At 60.0% G+C, this 19,209-nt stretch carries 14 protein-coding genes; 7 read left to right on the forward strand and 7 right to left on the reverse strand.

From position 1 onward, the window contains the following. Nucleotides 1-90: 90 nt before the first annotated feature. From AC13DD_RS05225 to gshB, 7 genes are read right to left on the reverse strand one after another with little or no spacing between them, the layout of a single operon-like run. Complete coding sequence (locus tag AC13DD_RS05225; protein ID WP_482930936.1) at nt 91-1,395, reverse strand: dihydroorotase; 1,305 nt, start codon at nt 1,393-1,395, stop codon at nt 91-93. Further along, nucleotides 1,392-2,405 (reverse strand): aspartate carbamoyltransferase catalytic subunit, encoded by a 1,014-nt coding sequence (locus AC13DD_RS05230; protein WP_482930937.1) that lies wholly within the window; start codon nt 2,403-2,405, stop codon nt 1,392-1,394. The genes AC13DD_RS05225 and AC13DD_RS05230 overlap by 4 nt, the downstream gene beginning before the upstream one ends. Before the next feature lie 27 nt (nt 2,406-2,432). Next, nucleotides 2,433-2,942, reverse strand: a complete 510-nt coding sequence (gene pyrR / locus AC13DD_RS05235) for a bifunctional pyr operon transcriptional regulator/uracil phosphoribosyltransferase PyrR (RefSeq protein ID WP_482930938.1) — start codon at nt 2,940-2,942, stop codon at nt 2,433-2,435. Nucleotides 2,943-2,949: 7 nt separating this feature from the next. After that, nucleotides 2,950-3,372 (reverse strand): Holliday junction resolvase RuvX, encoded by a 423-nt coding sequence (gene ruvX / locus AC13DD_RS05240; protein ID WP_482930939.1) that lies wholly within the window; start codon nt 3,370-3,372, stop codon nt 2,950-2,952. Next, nucleotides 3,365-3,931, reverse strand: a complete 567-nt coding sequence (locus tag AC13DD_RS05245; protein WP_482930940.1) for a YqgE/AlgH family protein — start codon at nt 3,929-3,931, stop codon at nt 3,365-3,367. Before AC13DD_RS05245 ends, ruvX begins: the two co-directional genes overlap by 8 nt. Continuing rightward, nucleotides 3,928-4,794 carry a TonB family protein gene (locus tag AC13DD_RS05250; RefSeq protein ID WP_482930941.1) on the reverse strand — a complete coding sequence of 289 codons (867 nt, stop codon included), beginning with the start codon at nt 4,792-4,794 and terminating at the stop codon, nt 3,928-3,930. The genes AC13DD_RS05245 and AC13DD_RS05250 overlap by 4 nt, the downstream gene beginning before the upstream one ends. A gap of 48 nt (nt 4,795-4,842) precedes the next feature. After that, nucleotides 4,843-5,796: a glutathione synthase gene (gshB, locus tag AC13DD_RS05255; protein ID WP_482930942.1), complete on the reverse strand. Its 954-nt coding sequence runs from the start codon at nt 5,794-5,796 to the stop codon at nt 4,843-4,845. 297 nt (nt 5,797-6,093) lie between these two features. Here gshB and pilG point away from each other — a divergent pair, with 297 nt between their 5' ends. From pilG to AC13DD_RS05290, 7 genes are all read left to right on the forward strand, one after another. After that, nucleotides 6,094-6,486: a twitching motility response regulator PilG gene (gene pilG, locus AC13DD_RS05260; RefSeq protein ID WP_008175635.1), complete on the forward strand. Its 393-nt coding sequence runs from the start codon at nt 6,094-6,096 to the stop codon at nt 6,484-6,486. Between the two features lie 32 nt (nt 6,487-6,518). Next, a complete protein-coding gene (gene pilH / locus AC13DD_RS05265; protein WP_303289778.1) occupies nt 6,519-6,881 on the forward strand; it encodes a twitching motility response regulator PilH in 363 nt (120 codons plus the stop codon). Nucleotides 6,882-6,901: 20 nt separating this feature from the next. Further along, a complete protein-coding gene (locus AC13DD_RS05270) occupies nt 6,902-7,447 on the forward strand; it encodes a chemotaxis protein CheW (protein ID WP_482930943.1) in 546 nt (181 codons plus the stop codon). Between the two features lie 91 nt (nt 7,448-7,538). Next, the gene (locus AC13DD_RS05275; RefSeq protein WP_041645743.1) at nt 7,539-9,614 is read left to right on the forward strand and encodes a methyl-accepting chemotaxis protein; all 2,076 of its coding nucleotides are present in this window, start codon (nt 7,539-7,541) and stop codon (nt 9,612-9,614) included. Nucleotides 9,615-9,641: 27 nt separating this feature from the next. Further along, nucleotides 9,642-10,541 carry a CheR family methyltransferase gene (locus AC13DD_RS05280; protein ID WP_482930944.1) on the forward strand — a complete coding sequence of 300 codons (900 nt, stop codon included), beginning with the start codon at nt 9,642-9,644 and terminating at the stop codon, nt 10,539-10,541. A gap of 11 nt (nt 10,542-10,552) precedes the next feature. After that, a complete protein-coding gene (locus AC13DD_RS05285; protein WP_482930945.1) occupies nt 10,553-18,148 on the forward strand; it encodes a hybrid sensor histidine kinase/response regulator in 7,596 nt (2,531 codons plus the stop codon). Continuing rightward, nucleotides 18,148-19,200, forward strand: coding sequence for a chemotaxis protein CheB (locus AC13DD_RS05290; RefSeq protein WP_092030771.1), 1,053 nt, complete (start codon nt 18,148-18,150; stop codon nt 19,198-19,200). The genes AC13DD_RS05285 and AC13DD_RS05290 overlap by 1 nt, the downstream gene beginning before the upstream one ends. The last annotated feature ends 9 nt before the right edge of the window (nt 19,201-19,209 follow it).

Genomic DNA, 19,209 nt, shown 5'->3' on the forward strand with positions numbered 1-19,209 from the left:
CAAGGGTTTTTCAGCAACCGGGGGAGATTCTGTGATGGTGTCGACAGAGGTTCCGCAACCTCTGCCGCACTTTGAGACAGTATGACTGGATCAGATTGCTGACTGGGGCCAGGCCTTTCGACCCTCACTCAGGGTGAGTCGGATAACACCCGGCAGTTCGCGGTCGGTCACCGGCGCATGACGACCGGCCGAAACCAGTGTTTTCGAGTCCGGAGTCCAGAAGGCATCGGGATCGAACAGGCAGATATCGGCCGTTTCGCCCTCCGCGAGCCGGGCCGTCCGGCCAAGCACGGAGGCCGGACCGGTGGTCAGCGCCCGGATCAGGTCAGGCAGCGCCAGTCCGTTCATTTCCACCAGCTCCAGACCCAGCGACAGCACACTCTCGATGCTGGACAGGCCCGGCTCGGTGGCTGCCATGGGCGCCTGCTTGGCGGCAGTATCATGGGGTTGATGCTGGCTGACGATGGCATCAATGACGCCTTCCCGGACACCGGCAATCAGCGCCTTGCGATCGCTCTCGCCTCGCAGTGGTGGCCGGACATGGAAACGACTGTCGAACCCGGCCAGGGCATCCTCGGTGAACACCAGCTGGTGCATGGCCACATCGGCGGTTACCGCAATACCGCGGCTACGGGCATCGGCCAGCATTTCAACACTGCGACCGCAGGACAACTGGCTCAGGTGCAAACGAACCCCGGTTTCCTCCGCCAGCAACAGCATCTCCATCACCGCCGCTGTTTCCGCCACTTCCGGAATCCCCAGCAAACCCAGCCGCGAGGTCACCAGCCCGTCGTGGGCGTAGCCGTCTGCGGCCAGGGCCTGGTTCTCGGGGCTGAACATCACCGTCAAGCCAAAGGTCTGGGCGTAGGCCATGCACCGGCGCAGAATGCGGGCATTGCGCACACCCCGGGAACCATTGCCCACGGCGACACAACCCGCTGAGGCCAGACCCGCCATATCGCTGAGCAGATCGCCCTCGAGGCCCCGGGTAATGGCACCAATGGGCAAAACCCGGATGGGCGAGCGGCTGGCAGCACCATCACGGATCAGGTGGGTGACAGCACTGGAATCGTTCACTGGTGACGTCTCCGGTGACGCGCACACCGTGGTATAGCCGCCATGGGCCGCCGCCAGCGTCTCGGAGGCGATGTTTCCTTTCTGGCCATTGCCCGGCTCACGGAGGTTACAGCACAGGTCCACAAAGCCGGGTGTGATGACGCCGTTTTCGGCGCTGATGGTCTCGTCGGCCTCTTCCCGGGCGGCGGCTTCGCCGATGGCGGCAATGCGGCCGTCCCGAATCAGCAGTGCGGTATTTTCCTGTTCTGCGCCCTGACCATCGAACAGCCGGCCTCCGGTAATTTTCAGACTGCGTCCGGATGTGTTGACGCTGCTCATGCCTGGTCCCTCTCACTCAGTTTCTGCTGACGCGCGGCCACCTGACCACCCATGGCCATGGACATGACCGCCATCCGGATGGCAATGCCGTTGGTAACCTGGTTCAGAATCACCGATTGCGGCCCGTCGGCCACCGCGGATTCGATTTCAACGCCCCGGTTTATGGGCCCCGGGTGCATAACGATGCATTCCGGATGGGCCAGCGCCAGTTTCTGCTGGTTGAGGCCGTATAACCGGTAGAACTCTCGCTCACTGGGTAGCAGGGCCCCTTCCATACGCTCTTTCTGGAGTCGCAGCATGATGACCACATCCAGATCCTTCATCCCCCGGGCCATATCGTATTCAACCGTGCAGCCCAGGCTTTCCACGTCTTTGGGAAGCAGGGTACCCGGGGCAATGACCCGGACTTCCTCGGCACCCAGTTCGTTCAGAGCCCGGATCTGGGAGCGGGCTACCCGGGAGTGCAGCACATCGCCGACGATGGCGACTTTCAGCCCCTCGAACTGCCCCTTGTGCTGGCGAATGGTGAGCATATCCAGCATGGCCTGGGTCGGGTGCGCATGACGGCCGTCACCGGCGTTGATAATGGCCACCCCCGGGGTCACGCTCTCGGCGATGAAATGCGGCGCACCACTCTGGGAATGGCGGACCACGAACATGTCGCTGGCCATGGCTTCGAGGTTCAGCAGGGTGTCCGACAGGGATTCGCCCTTGGAGGTGGCCGAGGTGCTGATGTCCAGGTTAAGCACATCCGCAGACAGTCGCTTGGCCGCCAGCTCGAAGGTGCTGCGGGTGCGGGTGCTGGACTCGAAAAACAGGTTTACCACGGTCCGGCCACGAAGCAGTGGCACTTTCTTGATGGTGCGCTCACCGACCTCGATAAAGGAATCTGCTGTATCCAGAATGTCGGTCAGCAAGGCGCGATCAAGGCCGTCGAGGGTAAGAAAGTGCCGCAACTGACCATCCCGGGTCAGCTGCAAGTGGTGCGGGGAAGAGTCGTTCGCGGTCATGGGTCGCCTGTTATCTGATTCGGAGGTTTATTTTCCGGCTTCCTGAAACTCAATACGGAGCGGGTCGGGGCCACGCAACTTGACGCGCTGGTGGGATTCCAGCGCCATTGTCCTGCCAGCCACGTCAGGCTGAATGGGCAGTTCCCGGGCACCAAGGTCAATCAGGGTGGCCAGTATGATACTGGCTGGACGGCCATAATCGAAGATCTCATTCATCGCGGCCCGGATGGTCCGGCCGCTCATGATGACATCGTCAATCAGGATGATGTCCCGGCCTTCGGTATCAAAGGGCAGGCTTGAGGGTTTGACCCGGGGGTTCAGGCCGATGCGGCTGAAGTCATCGCGGTAGAAGGAGATGTCCAGTTCGCCGAACGGCTCCTCGATACCCAGGCGCTTGCTGAGCACATCCGCCAGCCAGACACCGCCGGTACGGATACCGATCAGCACCGGAAATTCCACGCCCCGCTGTTCAAGCGCCTGACGCAGCCCGCTTTCCATCTGGTCCAGCAACTGATCAATATCAAGCAATGCCGTCATTAGGTCCTCACTGTGTAAAAAACGTTTCCAGTATCAGCACCGCGGCCCGGTCATCCACCCCGTGACGGCCAAAATCCCGGCTGCCTCCGGCGGCCATGACCTCACCTTTGGCCTCGAAACTGGTGAGCCGCTCATCGACCATTTCAACCGGCACATGGTAGCGGCCATGCAGACGCTTGCCGAACTTCCGCGCCCGGGCACACATCTCGTTCTCGGTGTCGTCCATATTCAGCGGCAGGCCAACCACCACCAGGTCGGGGCGCCACTCCTGGAGCAGGGATTCAATCAGTTGCCAGTCCGGGATACCGTCCCGGGCGGGTATCAGCGCCACCGGCTGCCCGGTTCCCAGTAATTCCTGACCGACGGCAACACCAATCCGTCGGGTTCCGAAATCAAACGCCATCACACGACGGCTGGCAGCCTCAGGCATGACCGATCGATTCGCTGAGCTGGTTCAGATCAATACCGATCAGGGCGAGCACCGCCTTGTAGCGTTCTTCCCAGGGAGTGCGGAACAGAATGTCCAGGGTGGCCGGACAGGTCAGCCAGGCGTTGCTGCCCAGCTCCTCTTCCAGTTGCCCCTCACCCCAGCCGGAGTATCCGAGCGCCAGCAGATAGTCATCGGGGCCTTCGCCACGGCCAATGCCGGCCAATACGTCACGGGATGTGGTCAGCAGAACGTCTTCGGTCACCTTGGCCGTATTCTGCCAGCTGGTTCCGGGGGGATGTAGTACAAAACCCCGCTCCGGCTGCACCGGGCCACCGCTGAATACTGGCAGGTCCAGCTCACCGCCTGGCAGATCCAGTTGTTCCAGAATCTCGCCCAGATGGATGTCCAGCGGCTGATTGATCATGAGCCCCAGGGCACCGTCGTCGGAATGCTCACAGATATAGATGACGCCGCCGTGGAAACGCGGATCAGCAAGATAGGGTGATGCCACCAGGAAATGGTGACGCAAGCTATGGGGAGAGTGTTTCGATGCTGTCATCCGGATGTCAGCCCCCGACGCTGGAAGGACCAGGTACGTATGATTTCGAGTTCATCCACCTCTTGCCGCATTTCGTCCGGAAACGGTGCAAAAGGTGCGGCCATCCTGACAATGCGTATGGCCGCATCGTCCAGCACGGTACTGCCGGAAGACTGCAGGATAGCCACCTCTTTAATGGTGCCGTCTTTCTTCAGCGACACCAGCATTCTCAGTGTGCCATAGATTCCGGCATTGCGCGCCTCGGTCGGGTAATTGATATTACCCACCCGGGTTACCTTGCTCACCCAGTTCTGGACATACCAGGCGTTGGTGGACTTGAGCGTGGACGCGGCGGTAACGCGCATTACCCTGGGCTTGCGGGCATAGGCCTGCTGCTGGGCATCGAAGCGGGCTTCCAGGCTGGCAATCTCGAGGCTGCGCTCCATCAGGCTCTTTTTCTCCCGCACCGGCAAAGGCTCCTCTTCCGGTTTGGTTCGCTCCTCAGGCTGTTGAACCTTCTGAGCGGACGCACTCTCGGTCTGCACCACCTGTTTTTCCTGGCGCGGCTGGGGTTCGGTCTGGGCCGGCGGCTCGGGCTGAACCTGAGCCACCTCAGGCTGGCTGACTTCTGCCGGTTGAGGCGTGGTCATTTCCCGAACCTCTTCCTGGCTACCGCTGCCCTTCTGGCTGGTCTGGGCCAGAAAGTCCGCTTTCTCCGGGGCTTCCTCGTCGTCAAACTGGGACAGGGTGATTTCCATGGTCTGGGCCGAGGAACGGGGCGGTTCGGGCGCAAAGGTAATTCCCAGCACCACGATGGCGTGCACCGCCAGCGCCATAAAGAGGGTGAAGGAAAACCGGTCGAAGTCGCTTACCTGAACTGCCATTCCTGATACGGATCCTGTCGTTAAACCTGCCCGGTTGCCAACACCGGATTATGCCTGATCCAGGCGTTTTGCAATCGCCTCCATCAAGAGGCCACCAATATCGATCCCGAAGGCCGAATCGAGTTCCCGGATACAGGTCGGGCTGGTGACATTGATTTCGGTAAGATAGTCACCGATCACATCCAGGCCGACAAAAATGAGCCCTTTCTCTTTAATCACCGGTGCAACGCGCTCGCAGATTTCCCGATCCCGGGCGGTCAGCTCGCGGCCTTCACCCCGGCCGCCAGCAGCAAGGTTTCCCCGATTCTCGCCGTGAGAGGGTATCCTCGCAAGGGAATAGGGTACCGGCTCACCGTCGATCAGCAGGATACGCTTGTCGCCATCGCTGATTTCCGGGATGTATTTCTGGGCCATGGCCTGGTGGGTGCCATAGTTGGTGAGGGTTTCGATAATGACCCCCAGGTTGAAATCGTTTTCCCGGATGCGGAAGATCGAATGCCCGCCCATGCCGTCCACCGGCTTCATGATGACGTCGCCGTGTTTGGCATAGAACTCGCGGAACCGGCTTGCCGAACGGCTGACCAGTAGCGGTGGTGTCAGGTCCTCGAACTGGGTGGCAAACAGCTTCTCGTTACAGTCGCGAAGGGTGGACGCCGGATTGACCACCAGCGCGCCCTGCTGCTCGGCCGATTCCAGTATATAGGTGGCCATCAGGAACTCCCGGTCCACCGGCGGATCCTTGCGCATAAGGATGACATCCAGATCGCCCAGCGCCCGGTCCTGGCTCGGACCAAAGCTGTACCAGTTCTCGGGGTCCATGTGGACCGTCAGGTCGCGGGTGTGGGCCATGGCCCGGCCGCCGTCGAGATACATGTCCGGCAGCTCCATATACTCGATTTCCCAACCACGGTTCTGGGCCGCCAGCAACATGGCCAGTGAGCTGTCTTTCTTGAAGTGGATATCTTCAATCGGATCCATCACGATCCCGAGTCTGACGGTCATGGGCTTTCCTGCACTCCTGAGGGTTAAAAACACGAACCGGTCTGCAGAGCGGACCGGGCATTAAGTGCTATGCTTTGCAATCAGATGGTATTGTACCCGAGCTGCAAATGCATCCGGAGAAATCCTCAGTCCGTTACGTGACGTTGCGGGCAGAAGTACATTTGGTCACAAACTAATACTTTTTATCCGGCCATTGATAATCTATAAATGAGCGGGGTTTATAGAAGAACCTTAAGGTTTGTGTTAAAACCCCCGTTTTAAAATAACGACAGTCGCTGAGCGCAAGGCAGTTGGACAATGGATGACAACTTCGAGAACTTGAAGATCATGGTGATCGACGACAGTAAAACCATACGTCGCACCGCAGAAACCCTTCTGAAAAAGGTCGGCTGTGAGGTCATCACCGCGACTGACGGCTTTGACGCTCTTGCCAAGATTGCCGATTCCCAGCCGGACATCATTTTTGTGGATATCATGATGCCCCGCCTGGACGGCTACCAGACCTGCGCACTTATCAAGAACAATTCCTCCTTCAAAAAGACGCCGGTTATCATGCTCTCCAGCAAGGACGGGCTGTTCGACAAGGCCAAGGGCCGGATCGTCGGCTCGGACCAGTACCTGACCAAACCGTTCAGTAAGGATGAGCTGCTCAACACCATCCGCCAGTATGTCCCACAGGCGGAACAGTAAACCTGCTGACCCCAAGAACCATCGAGGAAACCATGGCCCGCATTCTGATTGTTGACGATTCCCCTACCGAGGTTAAGAAAATTTCCACGATCCTGGAAAAACACAACCACGAAGTGCTGACCGCCGACAACGGCGCAGACGGTGTTGCCAAGGCCCGTGCCGAAACCCCGGATCTGGTCCTGATGGATGTGGTTATGCCCGGCCTGAACGGCTTCCAGGCAACCCGCCAACTGACCCGCGCACCGGAAACCGCTTCTATCCCTGTGGTCATCGTAACCACCAAGGATCAGGAAACTGACCGCGTATGGGGCACCCGCCAGGGCGCCAAGGGTTACCTGGTCAAGCCGGTAAACGAAGACGACCTGATCAAAACAATCAACAGTCTGATTGCCTGATCCCCAACCGTGGAGTACGCATGTCCGCCCAGGCCGCCCCTTTTGCCGTACTGACGGATATCGCCGAGCGCAGCCGGTCCATGGCCGCCGGCCTGCCGGAACAACAGGAAGCCGTTGAACTGTGGAACGGCATCGGCTTCGTTCTCGCAGGTGAACGCTACGTCGCCCCCATGGGCGAAGTCACTGAAATCCTTCATGTTCCCCGGTTTACCCACATACCGGGGGTTCGCCCGTTTCTGCTTGGTGCCGCCAATGTCCGCGGCCGCCTCCTGCCCCTGGTTGATCTCGCCGGCTTTTTTGATATTCCCCGCTCTTCCCGAAGCCAACGGGAGCGGCGGGTGCTGGTTGTTGAACAGGGCGATATTTTCAGCGGGCTGGTGGTCGACAGTGTGTTGGGCATGCAGTACTTCGCGACTGACAGTTTCAAGGATTCGCCCGAGGGCGTACCTGAAAACGTTCGACCGTTTGTCTCAGGCGGTTACGAACGCAACGAGGAAGTCTGGAAAGTGTTTTCGGCCGTCGACCTGCTCGAGGACGAACGATTTCTGGACGTCGCACAGTGGTAAGGGTGGTGACAATGGCAGGAACATCACCCTGACCGCCTGAAACCCGAAAAAACAAACTTGCCAATTTCTTGAAGAGGCCGGGAGCCAGAAAATGAAGAACAGAGCCGGAAGACTCAGTATGGGACAGGGAGGCAACAAGCTGGTTGCCGGCCTGATCGCCGCGCTGATCGCACTCACCATCCTGCTCGTTGTCGTGCTGTTCATTATCAACACAGACAGCCAGAACGATCAGGAATACATCGCCAACACCGCCGAGCTGAGGGTGCTCTCTCAGGAGATTGCGAAAAACGCGACAGAGGCTGCCGGCGGTACCGCCGAGGCCTTCAACCAGCTGCGCCGCTCCCGTGACGAATTCCAGCAGCTCTGGACCAACGTAACCGAGGGCAATCCGGAAACCGGTCTGCCGCCGAGTGAACTGGCCCAGCAGAGTGGCGTTCAGGAAAACTGGAACACCGTGCGGGAAAACGCCGACAGCATCCTCTCGACCCAGGATGCGGTACTCGGCCTGCACGAGGTGGCCCGGACCCTGAACGAAACCATCCCGCAGCTGCAGGTTGAGTATGACGATATCGTACAGATCCTGCTCGACAACGACGCACCCGCCGAACAGATCGCACTGGCCCAGCGCCAGTCTCTGCTGGCGGAGCGGATTGTTCGCTCGGTCAACAACGTACTCTCCGGTGACGAAGACGCGGTTATTGCCGCCGACCGTTTCGGTCGTGACGCAAGCCTGTTCGGGCGAGTGCTCGAGGGCCAGCTGAACGGCAACCCGGCCATGGGCATCTCCCAGGTAAATGACGAAGACGCCATTTACGGCCTCGAAGCCGTCGATGAGCTGTTCCAGTTCGTCTCCCAGAACGTAGACGCGATCCTTGAGGCCTCTCCCGACCTCTTCAAGGTTCGTACTGCTGCCAGCGACATCTTCCAGAATTCCGAGATCCTGCTTTCCGAACTCTCTGTGCTGGCCGAGAACTTCCGGACCCAGTCCGGCTCACGCCTGGTCAGCCCGACCCTGGCCTTTGCCATCCTGGCCGCCATGGTTGCCATTGTTGTGTTTATCGGTCTGGCCCTTTACCGCGAAGCCCAGGCCCGACTGGCTACTACGCAAGAGCAGAACGAGCAGAACCAGAACGCGATCCTGCGACTGCTGGACGAACTGGCCGACCTGGCTGATGGTGACCTGACCACGGAGGCCACGGTAACCGAGGACTTCACCGGTGCCATCGCTGACTCCATCAACTATGCGATCGACCAGATGCGCGGCCTGGTACAGGCGATTCGTGGTACTGCCGTACGGGTAGCGTCAGCGGCCCAGGAAACCCAGGCCACTGCGATGCACCTTGCCGATGCTTCCGAGCACCAGGCACAGGAAATCGCCGGCGCCTCCGCTGCGGTTAACGAGATGGCGGTGTCCATCGATCAGGTATCCTCGAACGCCGCGGAATCCTCCGCGGTTGCGGAGCGGTCGGTTGCGATCGCGAAGAAAGGCGCGGAAGTGGTACAGAACACCATCCGCGGCATGGACAACATCCGTGAACAGATCCAGGAAACCTCCAAGCGGATCAAGCGTCTGGGTGAGTCTTCCCAGGAAATCGGTGACATCGTATCCCTGATCAACGACATCGCCGACCAGACCAACATCCTGTCTCTGAACGCCGCGATCCAGGCATCCATGGCCGGTGACGCGGGCCGGGGCTTCGCGGTTGTTGCCGACGAAGTTCAGCGACTGGCAGAACGCTCCTCCGCGGCCACCAAGCAGATTGAAGCGCTGGTTAAGACGATCCAGTCGGACACCAACGAAGCGGTTATCTCGATGGAACACACCACCGCCGAGGTGGTCCGTGGTGCCCGTCTGGCCCAGGACGCGGGTATCGCACTCGAGGAAATCGAGAACGTATCCATGTCTCTGGCGGAACTGATCCAGAACATCTCCAACGCCGCACGTCAGCAGTCCTCGTCGGCCGCGCACATTTCCAACACCATGAACGTTATCCAGGAAATCACGTCCCAGACTTCCTCTGGTACCAATGCGACCGCGAAGTCCATCGGTAACCTGGCAGAAATGGCGTCCGAGCTGCGGTCTTCCGTTGCCGGCTTCACCCTGCCGGAAGAAGACGTGGCGGATCACGAAGAAGAGGAAGACAGCGACGTTCCGGTGGTGGGCTGATTTCCGCTCCAGGGCTGTTGACGGTTTATGGCGCAAATGCATAACAACCTGTCACCTGCCGAGGGCATCTGGTCACTGCGCCGACTCCCGGATATGGACGAGGCGCAGTTCAGCCAGTGGCAAACCCTGCTGGAACACCGAACCGGCATAACCCTGTCGGCCGAGCGCCGTTCGTTTCTGGAAACCAATCTTGGCATCCGGATGCGGGAAATCGGCTGCAGCAGCTATCAGGCCTACTACGAAAAAATCGTATCCGGGCCCGATGCGATCAGGGAATGGTCAACGCTGGTGGATCGGCTCACGGTTCAGGAAACCCGGTTTTTCCGGGATCCCGACGCCTTCCGGCTGGTGTCCGACTATGTCCTGACCCGGCCAAGGGAACAGCTGAAAAAGCGCCCCCTGGAGGCCTGGAGCGTTGGGTGTTCCACCGGTGAAGAGCCTTACACCCTGGCCATGGTGCTGAATGAATGCATGAGCCAGCTGGCGTTGCAGCCGCTGTTTGGTGTTACCGGCTCTGATATCAGCAAGCCGGTGATCGAGAAGGCCCGGAACGGCCAGTTCAATCCCCGCAAACTGCTGGGAATGGACGAAGACATGAAAGCACGGTATTTCCGCCCGGCCGAGCGGAATACCGTAGAAATTGTGAACAGCATCCGGGACAGGGTGTGCTTTACCAGACTGAATGTTCTGGATCTCGACAAGGCACCCATGCACGGGATGAGCATTATTTTCTGCCAGAATCTGCTGATTTATTTCCGTCGCTGGCGCCGGCGGGAAATTGTCAAGCGACTTGCAGAGCGGCTGGCGCCCGGGGGGTTGCTGGTTCTGGGCCAGGGAGAGCTGACCGACTGGCAGCCTCCCGGGTTACAGAGAGTCCCCTCGGAACATGTGCTGGCGTGGATCAAACGCCAGACTGACGAAGAATAACCGGAGTGGTTATGGGCAATCACCATGACAGCATCGCCCTCGACTGGGTTCGGGGAGAGATACAGGACACGCTGACCCAGGGTCAGCATGCACTGGAAGCGTATGTCGAGAATCGTGACGACACCGCGCGCCTGCGCTTCTGCCTGAATTATCTCCATCAGGTACACGGCACCCTGCAAATGGTCGAGCTCTACGGTGCAGCCCAGCTCACCGAGGAAATGGAAAAGCTCACCCAGGCCGTGCTCAACGAAACCGTTGCCAATACCGACGAAGCCGTTGAAGTCCTGATGCAGGCCATCCTGCAGCTGCCCCAGTACCTTGAGCATCTGGCCAGCAGCCAGGACGATTTTCCGATGGTGCTGCTACCACTGCTCAACGACCTTCGGGCCGCCCGTGGCGAATCCCTGCTGTCTGATACCTCACTGTTCAAACCGGACCTGGCCCCCTCGCGAATCACCGTGACCGGCAAGGTATCCCAGCGCCTGCAAGACCCGACAGTTCTGGGCCACATCCGCAAACTGCGCCAGATGTACCAGTTTGCGCTGGCCGGCGTCATCCGTGAAGCGGATCTCGATGCCCATTTCGAGTACATGCAGAAGGTGCTGCAACGACTGATCCGTTTGTGCCAGAAAACGCCCCGTGGCGAACTCTGGAAAGCGGCCAGTGCGTTCGTGGAAACATTGCAGGCACACGTCAATCCGGTGAACGCAGCCGTAAAATCCCTGCTCAGGGAGCTGGACAGTGAAATCCGCCGACTGACCGATGAGCATGCGGATATCCTTCAGCAACCAGCGCCGGAAGCGCTGCTCAAACACCTGCTTTACTATGTCGCCCGTGCCCGGGATCTGGATTCGCCCCAGGTAAGTGCCTTGCGGGATGCCTACCAGCTGAACCAGGCACTGCCTTCGGAAGACGACGTTGATGCCGCCCGAACCCGGGTATCCGGCCCGGGTCGGGATGCCATTCATTCGGTTGTCGGCGCACTCAACGAAGAGCTGGCCAAACTCAAGGATCAGCTCGACCTCTTTGTTCGCTCGGAGTTGCGTCAGAACAGAGAACTTGAGGACCTGTTACCGGGTCTGCGCCAGGTGGCCAATACCCTGGCGGTGCTGGGTCTGGGCATACCGCGGAAAGTGGTTACCGAGCAGGTCGAGCTGGTTGAGAAACTCAGCGCCCAGACCGAACAGGTCGATGATGGCACCCTGATGGATATCGCCGGCGCGCTGCTTTATGTGGAAGCCAGTCTCGCCGGCCTGGATAGCGAAGGCCAGCGGGAGTCGTCCGCAGACGAAGCTTCCGATGCCCCTGTGAACCTGGGCTCGAGGGAGCTGGGTGAAGCCAGTGGCGCGCTGCTCCGTGAATCCCGGAACACCCTGGAGCAGGTGAAATCCGCCATCGTCAATTTCATTGCCTCGCAATGGGATACCCGGGAAATCGAGCATGTCCCCGGCCTGCTGCACAGCATTCGCGGCGGCCTCAGCCTGATTCCGCTGGACCGGGTTGCAAGCATGCTGGCCTCGGCAGAGCGCTACATCAGCGATGTGCTGCTGGACGGCAAGCAGGTTCCTGACTGGAAGCAGCTCGACATCCTGGCCGATGCGGTTACCAGCATCGAGTATTACCTGGAGCGCCTCGCTGAGGGGATTGGTGAAAACGATTCGATTCTGCGGGTGGCCGAGGACAGTCTCGCTTCCCTCGGCTTCCCGGTCGGGGCTGAGCCCACCTGGACTGAAACCACGGCCTATGAAGAGACCGTCGCTGAACCGTCTTACGAGCAGGACGAAGCCAGCGTTTCGACCGCCCCGGAAGAGGCCAAAAGCTCGGATTCGGAGCTCCTGGACGACGAAATTCTTGGCATTTTCGTTGAGGAAGCCGAAGAGGTTCTCGAGACCATTCATGAATTCCATCCCCGTCTGCGCCAGAATCACGACGACCGTGAGGCTCTGACCGAAGTTCGTCGTGCTTTCCATACGCTCAAGGGCAGCGGACGACTTGTGGGCGCGACCAGTATCGGCGAGCTGGCATGGTCTGTGGAAAACCTGCTGAATCGCGTGATTGATCAGACCATTCGCCCCACCGAAGACATGTTCACCCTGGTGGACGAGGTCAATGCCCGCATTCCGTCACTGATCCGTGAATTCAAGGACGGCCAGACCGCAGGCGACGTGGAGGAGCTCATCAACCGGGCCGAGGCCATGGCAACCACCCGTCGCACCGACGACGATGCCGTGACGGCGCAGGACATTCCCGAGGTCGAAGACACCGTCGCCGACTCGGGAGAAGAAGAGCAGGAAACCCCGGAATCCATCGTTGAAGAAGCCACCGTTGAGGCCGTGTCGGATGAGTCCGCCGATGACGATGACCTGATTGACGATGAAATACTTGAAATATTCGTCGAAGAAGCCGGTGAGGTGCTGGACACCATTCGCGAATACCTGCCAATGCTTTTGCGCCAGCACGATGACCGCAGCGCTCTGTCAGAAGTTCGCCGTGCCTTCCACACGCTGAAAGGCAGTGGCCGTATGGTCGGCGCGCTGGTTGTTGGCGAATTGGCCTGGTCCGTGGAAAACATGCTGAACCGCGTTATCGACGGCAGCATCTTCATGAACGATGACATCGCCAGTCTTCTGGAGGATGTCACTGCCAGCCTGCCGGCCCTGGTCGACGATTTCGAGAAGCGCAGTGCGGCTTCCTTCGATACCGCCAACCTCGAAGCCCGCGCCAACGCCCTGGCCAGCGGTGAGATTCCCGATGCCAGCATGATGCCGGCGGCCGGATCGGACGGCTCCGAAACCGTAGCGGAAGATGAGATCACCGCTGCAGGCGCAGAGATCGAGACGACTGAAGAGGATGCGGTCGACCCGGTATTGCTGGATATTTTTGAAAGTGAAACCGAGACCCATCTGCAGACGCTGAAGGAATTCCTGTCAGCAGCCGGAGACAAGACCACGGTTACCTACACCGATGATCTTTCCCGGGCCCTGCATACACTCAAAGGCAGCGCCCATACCGCCGGCATCGCACCCATTGCTGCTGTAATCACACCACTGGAACGCTTCGTCAAGGAATCCCGGGCACAGAACAAGCGGGCCAACCGCGACGTGCTCTCGCTGATCGAATCCGCCTGCGATTTCCTGACCCAGGGCCTGGCCCAGATCCGTGAAAATCCACAGGCCTCGCTGCCGGGCACCGAAGCCTTCCTCGAGAAGCTGGACCAACTGACGGAAGAGACACTCCGCGGCCACAGCGAGGAAGCTCCGCGCCAGCATCCGCAGCAGGCACCGTCACGGCTGGTTCAGTTGTTCCTGAACGAAGGCCTCGACATCGTTCTGGATGCTGACCGGATTCTCGACCACTGGGCGGACAATCCCGGCGAGATGGAGTCGTTGAACCCGTTGCGTTCCGAGCTGGAGCAGTTGACCTCCGGCGCCTCAGAAGCCGGGCTCAGCGACGTTGCCGCGCTCTCAAGCGCGTTGAAAGACACCTACGACGAAGCCGCCAGACACGATGAAGCGCCGGACGAAACCTTTTTCGAGACCGTTCGGGCAGCTCACGAACAGCTGATCAACATGATGGATCAGGTGGCTGCCGGGCTTGCCACGGAATCCAGCGACGACATGGTTACCGCGCTCGAAAACCTGAAACGGGCTCCGAGCACAGAAATCCAGGAGCCCGACGCCTTCGAGCAGGAATTCACCGGTGAACTCGAGGAAATCGATCTCAGCTTTGAGATGGATGAAACCGAAGTACCGGCAAATGAAGAACCAGCGGCGGCCGAACAACCGCCGCTGCCGGAAATGTCCGAATCCGATGATGACATGGACGAAGAGCTTGCGGAGATCTTCCTGGAAGAGGCCCGCGACCTCATCGACAGCACCGCCGAAGCGCTGCAGAGCTGGAGCGAAAATACCGGAAACCTGGATATCCTTCGGTTGCTGCAGCGGGATCTGCATACCCTTAAGGGTGGTGCACGCCTGGCCGACATTCCTGCCGTAGGCGATCTTTCCCACGAGTTGGAAAACCTGTTTGAGGGACTGACCGAGCAGCGGCTATCGATCAATGATGAGCTCTCAGATCTGCTGTTCCGCTGCCACGATCGGCTTGCGGGCATGGTCGAGAACCTTGAAGCCAAGGAGCCACCGCGCCCTGCGCCGGATCTGATTGGCGAAATCCAGGCGTACATCGACAGCGCCACCGGAACACGCCCGGTCACCAATGTTGCGAGCCCTGAAGAAGAAGCAGAACCGGATTTCAACGACGAAGAGCAGGCCCCGCTCCCGGAAGTCGAGGAACCCGTCGATTCCGATTCAGAAACCGCGGAAACCGGCGAGGTGGAAGACGGTGTTGCCGATCTCTCGCACCTGGATCCGGAGCTGGTCGGCATTTTCCTGGAAGAAGCCTACGACCTGATCAACTCTACCGGCAGCGCCCTGCACACCTGGACCGAAGACCCGTCGGACCGGAGCATTGCCGCGGAACTGCAACGGGATGTTCACACGCTCAAGGGTGGCGCCCGGATGGCTGGCGTTGAGGCCATTGGCGACCTGACCCACGTGCTCGAAGACCTGTTTGAAAAGGTTGCGGAGGGGCAGCTGGAAGCCAGCGACGCCATGAACGACCTCTTGTTCGCCTGCCATGACCGGCTGGCGCAAATGGTTGAGCAGGTGGCGACGCAGAAGCCTTGCCCACCGGCGGAGGAGCTGGTCGCTCGCGTCCAGTCCATCCTTCGGGGCGAGTCGGCGCCGTCCGATGATCGTGTACAAGAGCCGGAACAGCCGGCAGGGGCCGAAATTGCCGAGGCGCCCCCCGAGGAGTCAGCAGATGCCCCCGACCTCAGCGAGACTCTGACACAGGCCAGCGATGATGACCTGATCGGCATCTTCCTGGACGAAGGCCTGGAAATCTACGACGCCATTAGCGAGTGTCTGGACCAGTGGCGCGACGAGCCGGAGGAACTGACCGGACTGACCCAGCTGCAGCAGGAACTGCATACCCTCAAGGGTGGCGCACGGCTTTCTGACGTCGATCCGATTGCCAACCTGGCAGAAGCCTGGTCCGACGCTCTGGATCCCCTCATCTCCGGGTCCAATAACCAGAAGACGTTGCTGAAGCTCAGCGACCGGGCATTGGGCAGCCTGAAGACCATGCTCAACAGCCTGGAACAGGGCAGCAAGCCCGAGCCCGATGCGGACCTGATTGAGGACTTCCGGGTGGCCCACGAAGTGGCCGCCGAAAAGACCGCTGCTCCCCGAGAAGAGTCCCAACAGGAAGCGATCGATCCGGAAGTACTGGAAATCTTCCTGGAGGAAGCCGGTGAAATCATGGACCAGCTGGAGCAGCTGCTCGATGACTGGCGCAAGGAGCCGGCAAACCACACCTTCAACCAGGAAGCCCAGCGTGCATTGCATACGCTGAAAGGCGGCGCCCGCCTCTCCCAGCTGACCCAGCTTGGGGACAGGGCCCACGCCTTTGAGACCCGTCTGATCGACCTTGGCGGCAATGCCCCGGATGAGTCCCAGTGGCAGGCCATTACCGAAGATCACGACGCCATCATCGCCCTGGTTGCCGACATCCGTAAGGGTTATGAGTCCGGCATGGGTGTGCCCTCGGCAAAGGCCGAACAGCCTGCGCCAGCCCCGGCCGCGCCGGAACCGAAAAAGCCTGAAGAGCCGACGCCTCCCGCCCAGGCAGAAAAACCGGTAGCACCGGCACCCAAGCCCGGGAAATCGCCGGCCAAGGTTCGCAAACAGGCGGCCGAGGCACAGCGGGCGGCCCAGGAGACCATTCGGGTGTCCGCGCCGCTTTTGGATGAGCTGGTCAATCTGGCGGGTGAAACCAGTATTACCCGTGGCCGGCTTGAGCAGCAGACCAGCGATTTTGGCCATACCCTGGACGAAATGGCCGCAACCATCGAGCGTCTGCGTGAGCAGCTACGCCGGATGGAAATCGAGACCGAAGCCCAGATCCTGTTCAGTGCCGAGAAAGAACACGGACCGGATTACGGCGACGACTTCGACCCGCTGGAGATGGACCGCTACTCCTCCATCCAGCAGCTGTCCCGGGCTCTGACCGAGTCCTCCTCGGACCTTGCAGACCTGCGGGAAACCCTGTCTGACCGGGTACGGGACACTGAAACCCTGCTGGTGCAGCAGTCCCGGATCAACACGGAACTCCAGGAGGGTCTGATGAAGACCCGGATGATTCCGTTCGCCTCCATGGTGCCCCGTCTACGGCGCATCGTTCGCCAGATCAGCGGCGAACTTGGCAAGAAAGTCGACTTCGATGTCCGCAACGCCGAAGGCGAAATGGACCGGAACATCCTGGAGCGCATGATCGCGCCCCTGGAGCACATGCTCCGGAACGCCCTGGACCATGGCATTGAAAGCCCGGCGGACCGTAAGCAAGCCGGAAAGCCGGAGACCGGCGAAGTCACACTGTCACTGACCCGCGAAGGTGGCGACGTTGTCCTGAGGATGATCGACGATGGCGCCGGCATTCCCTCTTCGGTCATTCGCGACAAGGCGATCCGTCAGGGCATGCTGCGGGAAGACGAGGATCTGTCCGAGCGGGAAATCCTGCAGTTTATCCTGCAACCCGGCTTCTCCACCGCCCAACAAGTGACCCAGATTTCCGGCCGCGGCGTGGGCATGGACGTCGTTGCCAGCGAGATCAAACAGCTTGGCGGCAGCCTCGACATCGATTCCGCCGTTGGCCGCGGAACCACCTTTACGGTTCGCCTGCCGTTCACGGTTTCCGTCAACCGGGCGCTGATGGTGTCCACCGGCGAGGATTTCTACGCGATCCCGCTGAACACCATCGAGGGTATTGTCCGGGTCAGCACCTACGAGCTTGAGGAATACTACAAGCCGGACGCGCCGATGTACGAATACGCCGGCCAGGAATACCGGCTCCAATATTTGGGCAGCCTGCTGAACAGCGATCACCATCCGAAGCTGCAGGGGCAGGCCCTGCCGCTGCCGGTGATTCTGGTGCGCGGCGCTGAGCAGCCCATGGCCCTGCAGGTGGACAACCTGATGGGCAGCCGGGAGATCGTTGTTAAATCCCTTGGCCCGCAGTTCAGTTCGGTGCGCGGTGTGTCCGGTGCCACCATCCTGGGTGACGGGAACGTGGTGGTGATTCTCGACCTGCCTGCGATGATCCGTTCCGACATCCTGTCCGAGCGCCAGCGCCTGGCCAATCTCGAGAAAGCCCGGGAGTCTGCACGGTACGAGGAGCAGGCTACCGTGGTCATGGTGGTGGACGACTCGGTTACCGTACGGAAGGTTACCTCACGACTGCTGGAGCGCAACGGCATGGAAGTCATCACTGCCAAAGACGGCCTGGACGCGGTCGCACAATTGCAGGATCACAAACCGGACATCATCCTGCTGGATATCGAAATGCCGAGGATGGATGGTTTCGAGGTTGCCAGCTTCGTGCGCCACGACGACAGCCTGCGGGAAATTCCGATCTGCATGATCACCTCACGGACCGGCGAGAAACACCGAGAACGCGCGCTGGCTATTGGTGTGAACGAGTATCTCGGCAAGCCGTTCCAGGAAACCGAGTTGCTTGAGACTATTGAGCGGCTGACCGGACGTCAGTGATGGCCGGCCAGACTGGCCGGCCAAGGGTCGGGATCGTCTCGGATGTGGTTCTGCAGCGACACCGACTGCAGGCCGCGACATCAAAGTTCGGTCTGGAGGTGCGTTTTTCCGGGGATCCCGAGCGTTTGCTGGGCTACCCGGAGTTCCCGGATGCCAGCCTCTGGCTGGTTACCCTCGAAGACGAGGCAGATCACCCGTTACTGTTCGATCACCTGCTTGAAAATACCGACGCACCGGTACTGTTCGGATTGGATGAAGCACCCAAGCCGGGAAGTACCGAGTATTTTCGCTGGGAACGACGTTTACTGGGCAAACTTGAGCAGCAACTGGGACATCTGGAAGAGCTGGACTCAGAAGCCACTCTGACAGAACTGGAGCAGGAAACGCCGGCACCAGCACCATCGCCGGGACTTCCTCACTGGATAACGCCTGCCGTACCCGGTTCGGTGGCCGAGGAAGTCTGGATTCTGGGCGCTTCACTGGGAGGGCCGGCGGCGGTTAAGACGTTTCTGGACCACCTGCCGCCGAATCTGCCCGTGGGCTTCATCTACGCCCAGCACATAGATGGTAACTTTACAGAGGTTCTTACGCGGGTACTGGGTCGCCACGCCCATTACCAGCTCAAGCGAGCCGAGGAAGGTTATCGGGTCAAGAATGGTGATGTGGTGCTGATGCCGGTGGAGCACGAATGGAAGCTGAAAGAGCACGGAGCCCTCACCGAAACCAGCAATGCCTGGCCGGGGCCCTATGGCCCTTCCATTGATCAGGTCCTGCTTAACGTCGCGGATCATTACGGCCAGCGCTGCCATGCTATTCTTTTTTCCGGCATGGGTAATGATGGCGCTATTGCAGCGCCTTTACTGAAAGCCTACGGTAGCCGGATCTGGGTCCAGGAGAGCACAAGCTGCGGCAACAGCTCTATGCCCGAATCCGTCGCCGCCACCGGTTGCAGCGGTTTCTGTGGCACCCCGGAGCAGCTGGCACGGGAACTGGTAAAAACCATCGAAGAATCCTGCCTGCTCAAGAGCCGGCAGAAACGGGACTCCGCCTGAGGTAACACG

This window comes from Marinobacter sp. L-13, assembly GCF_056857715.1.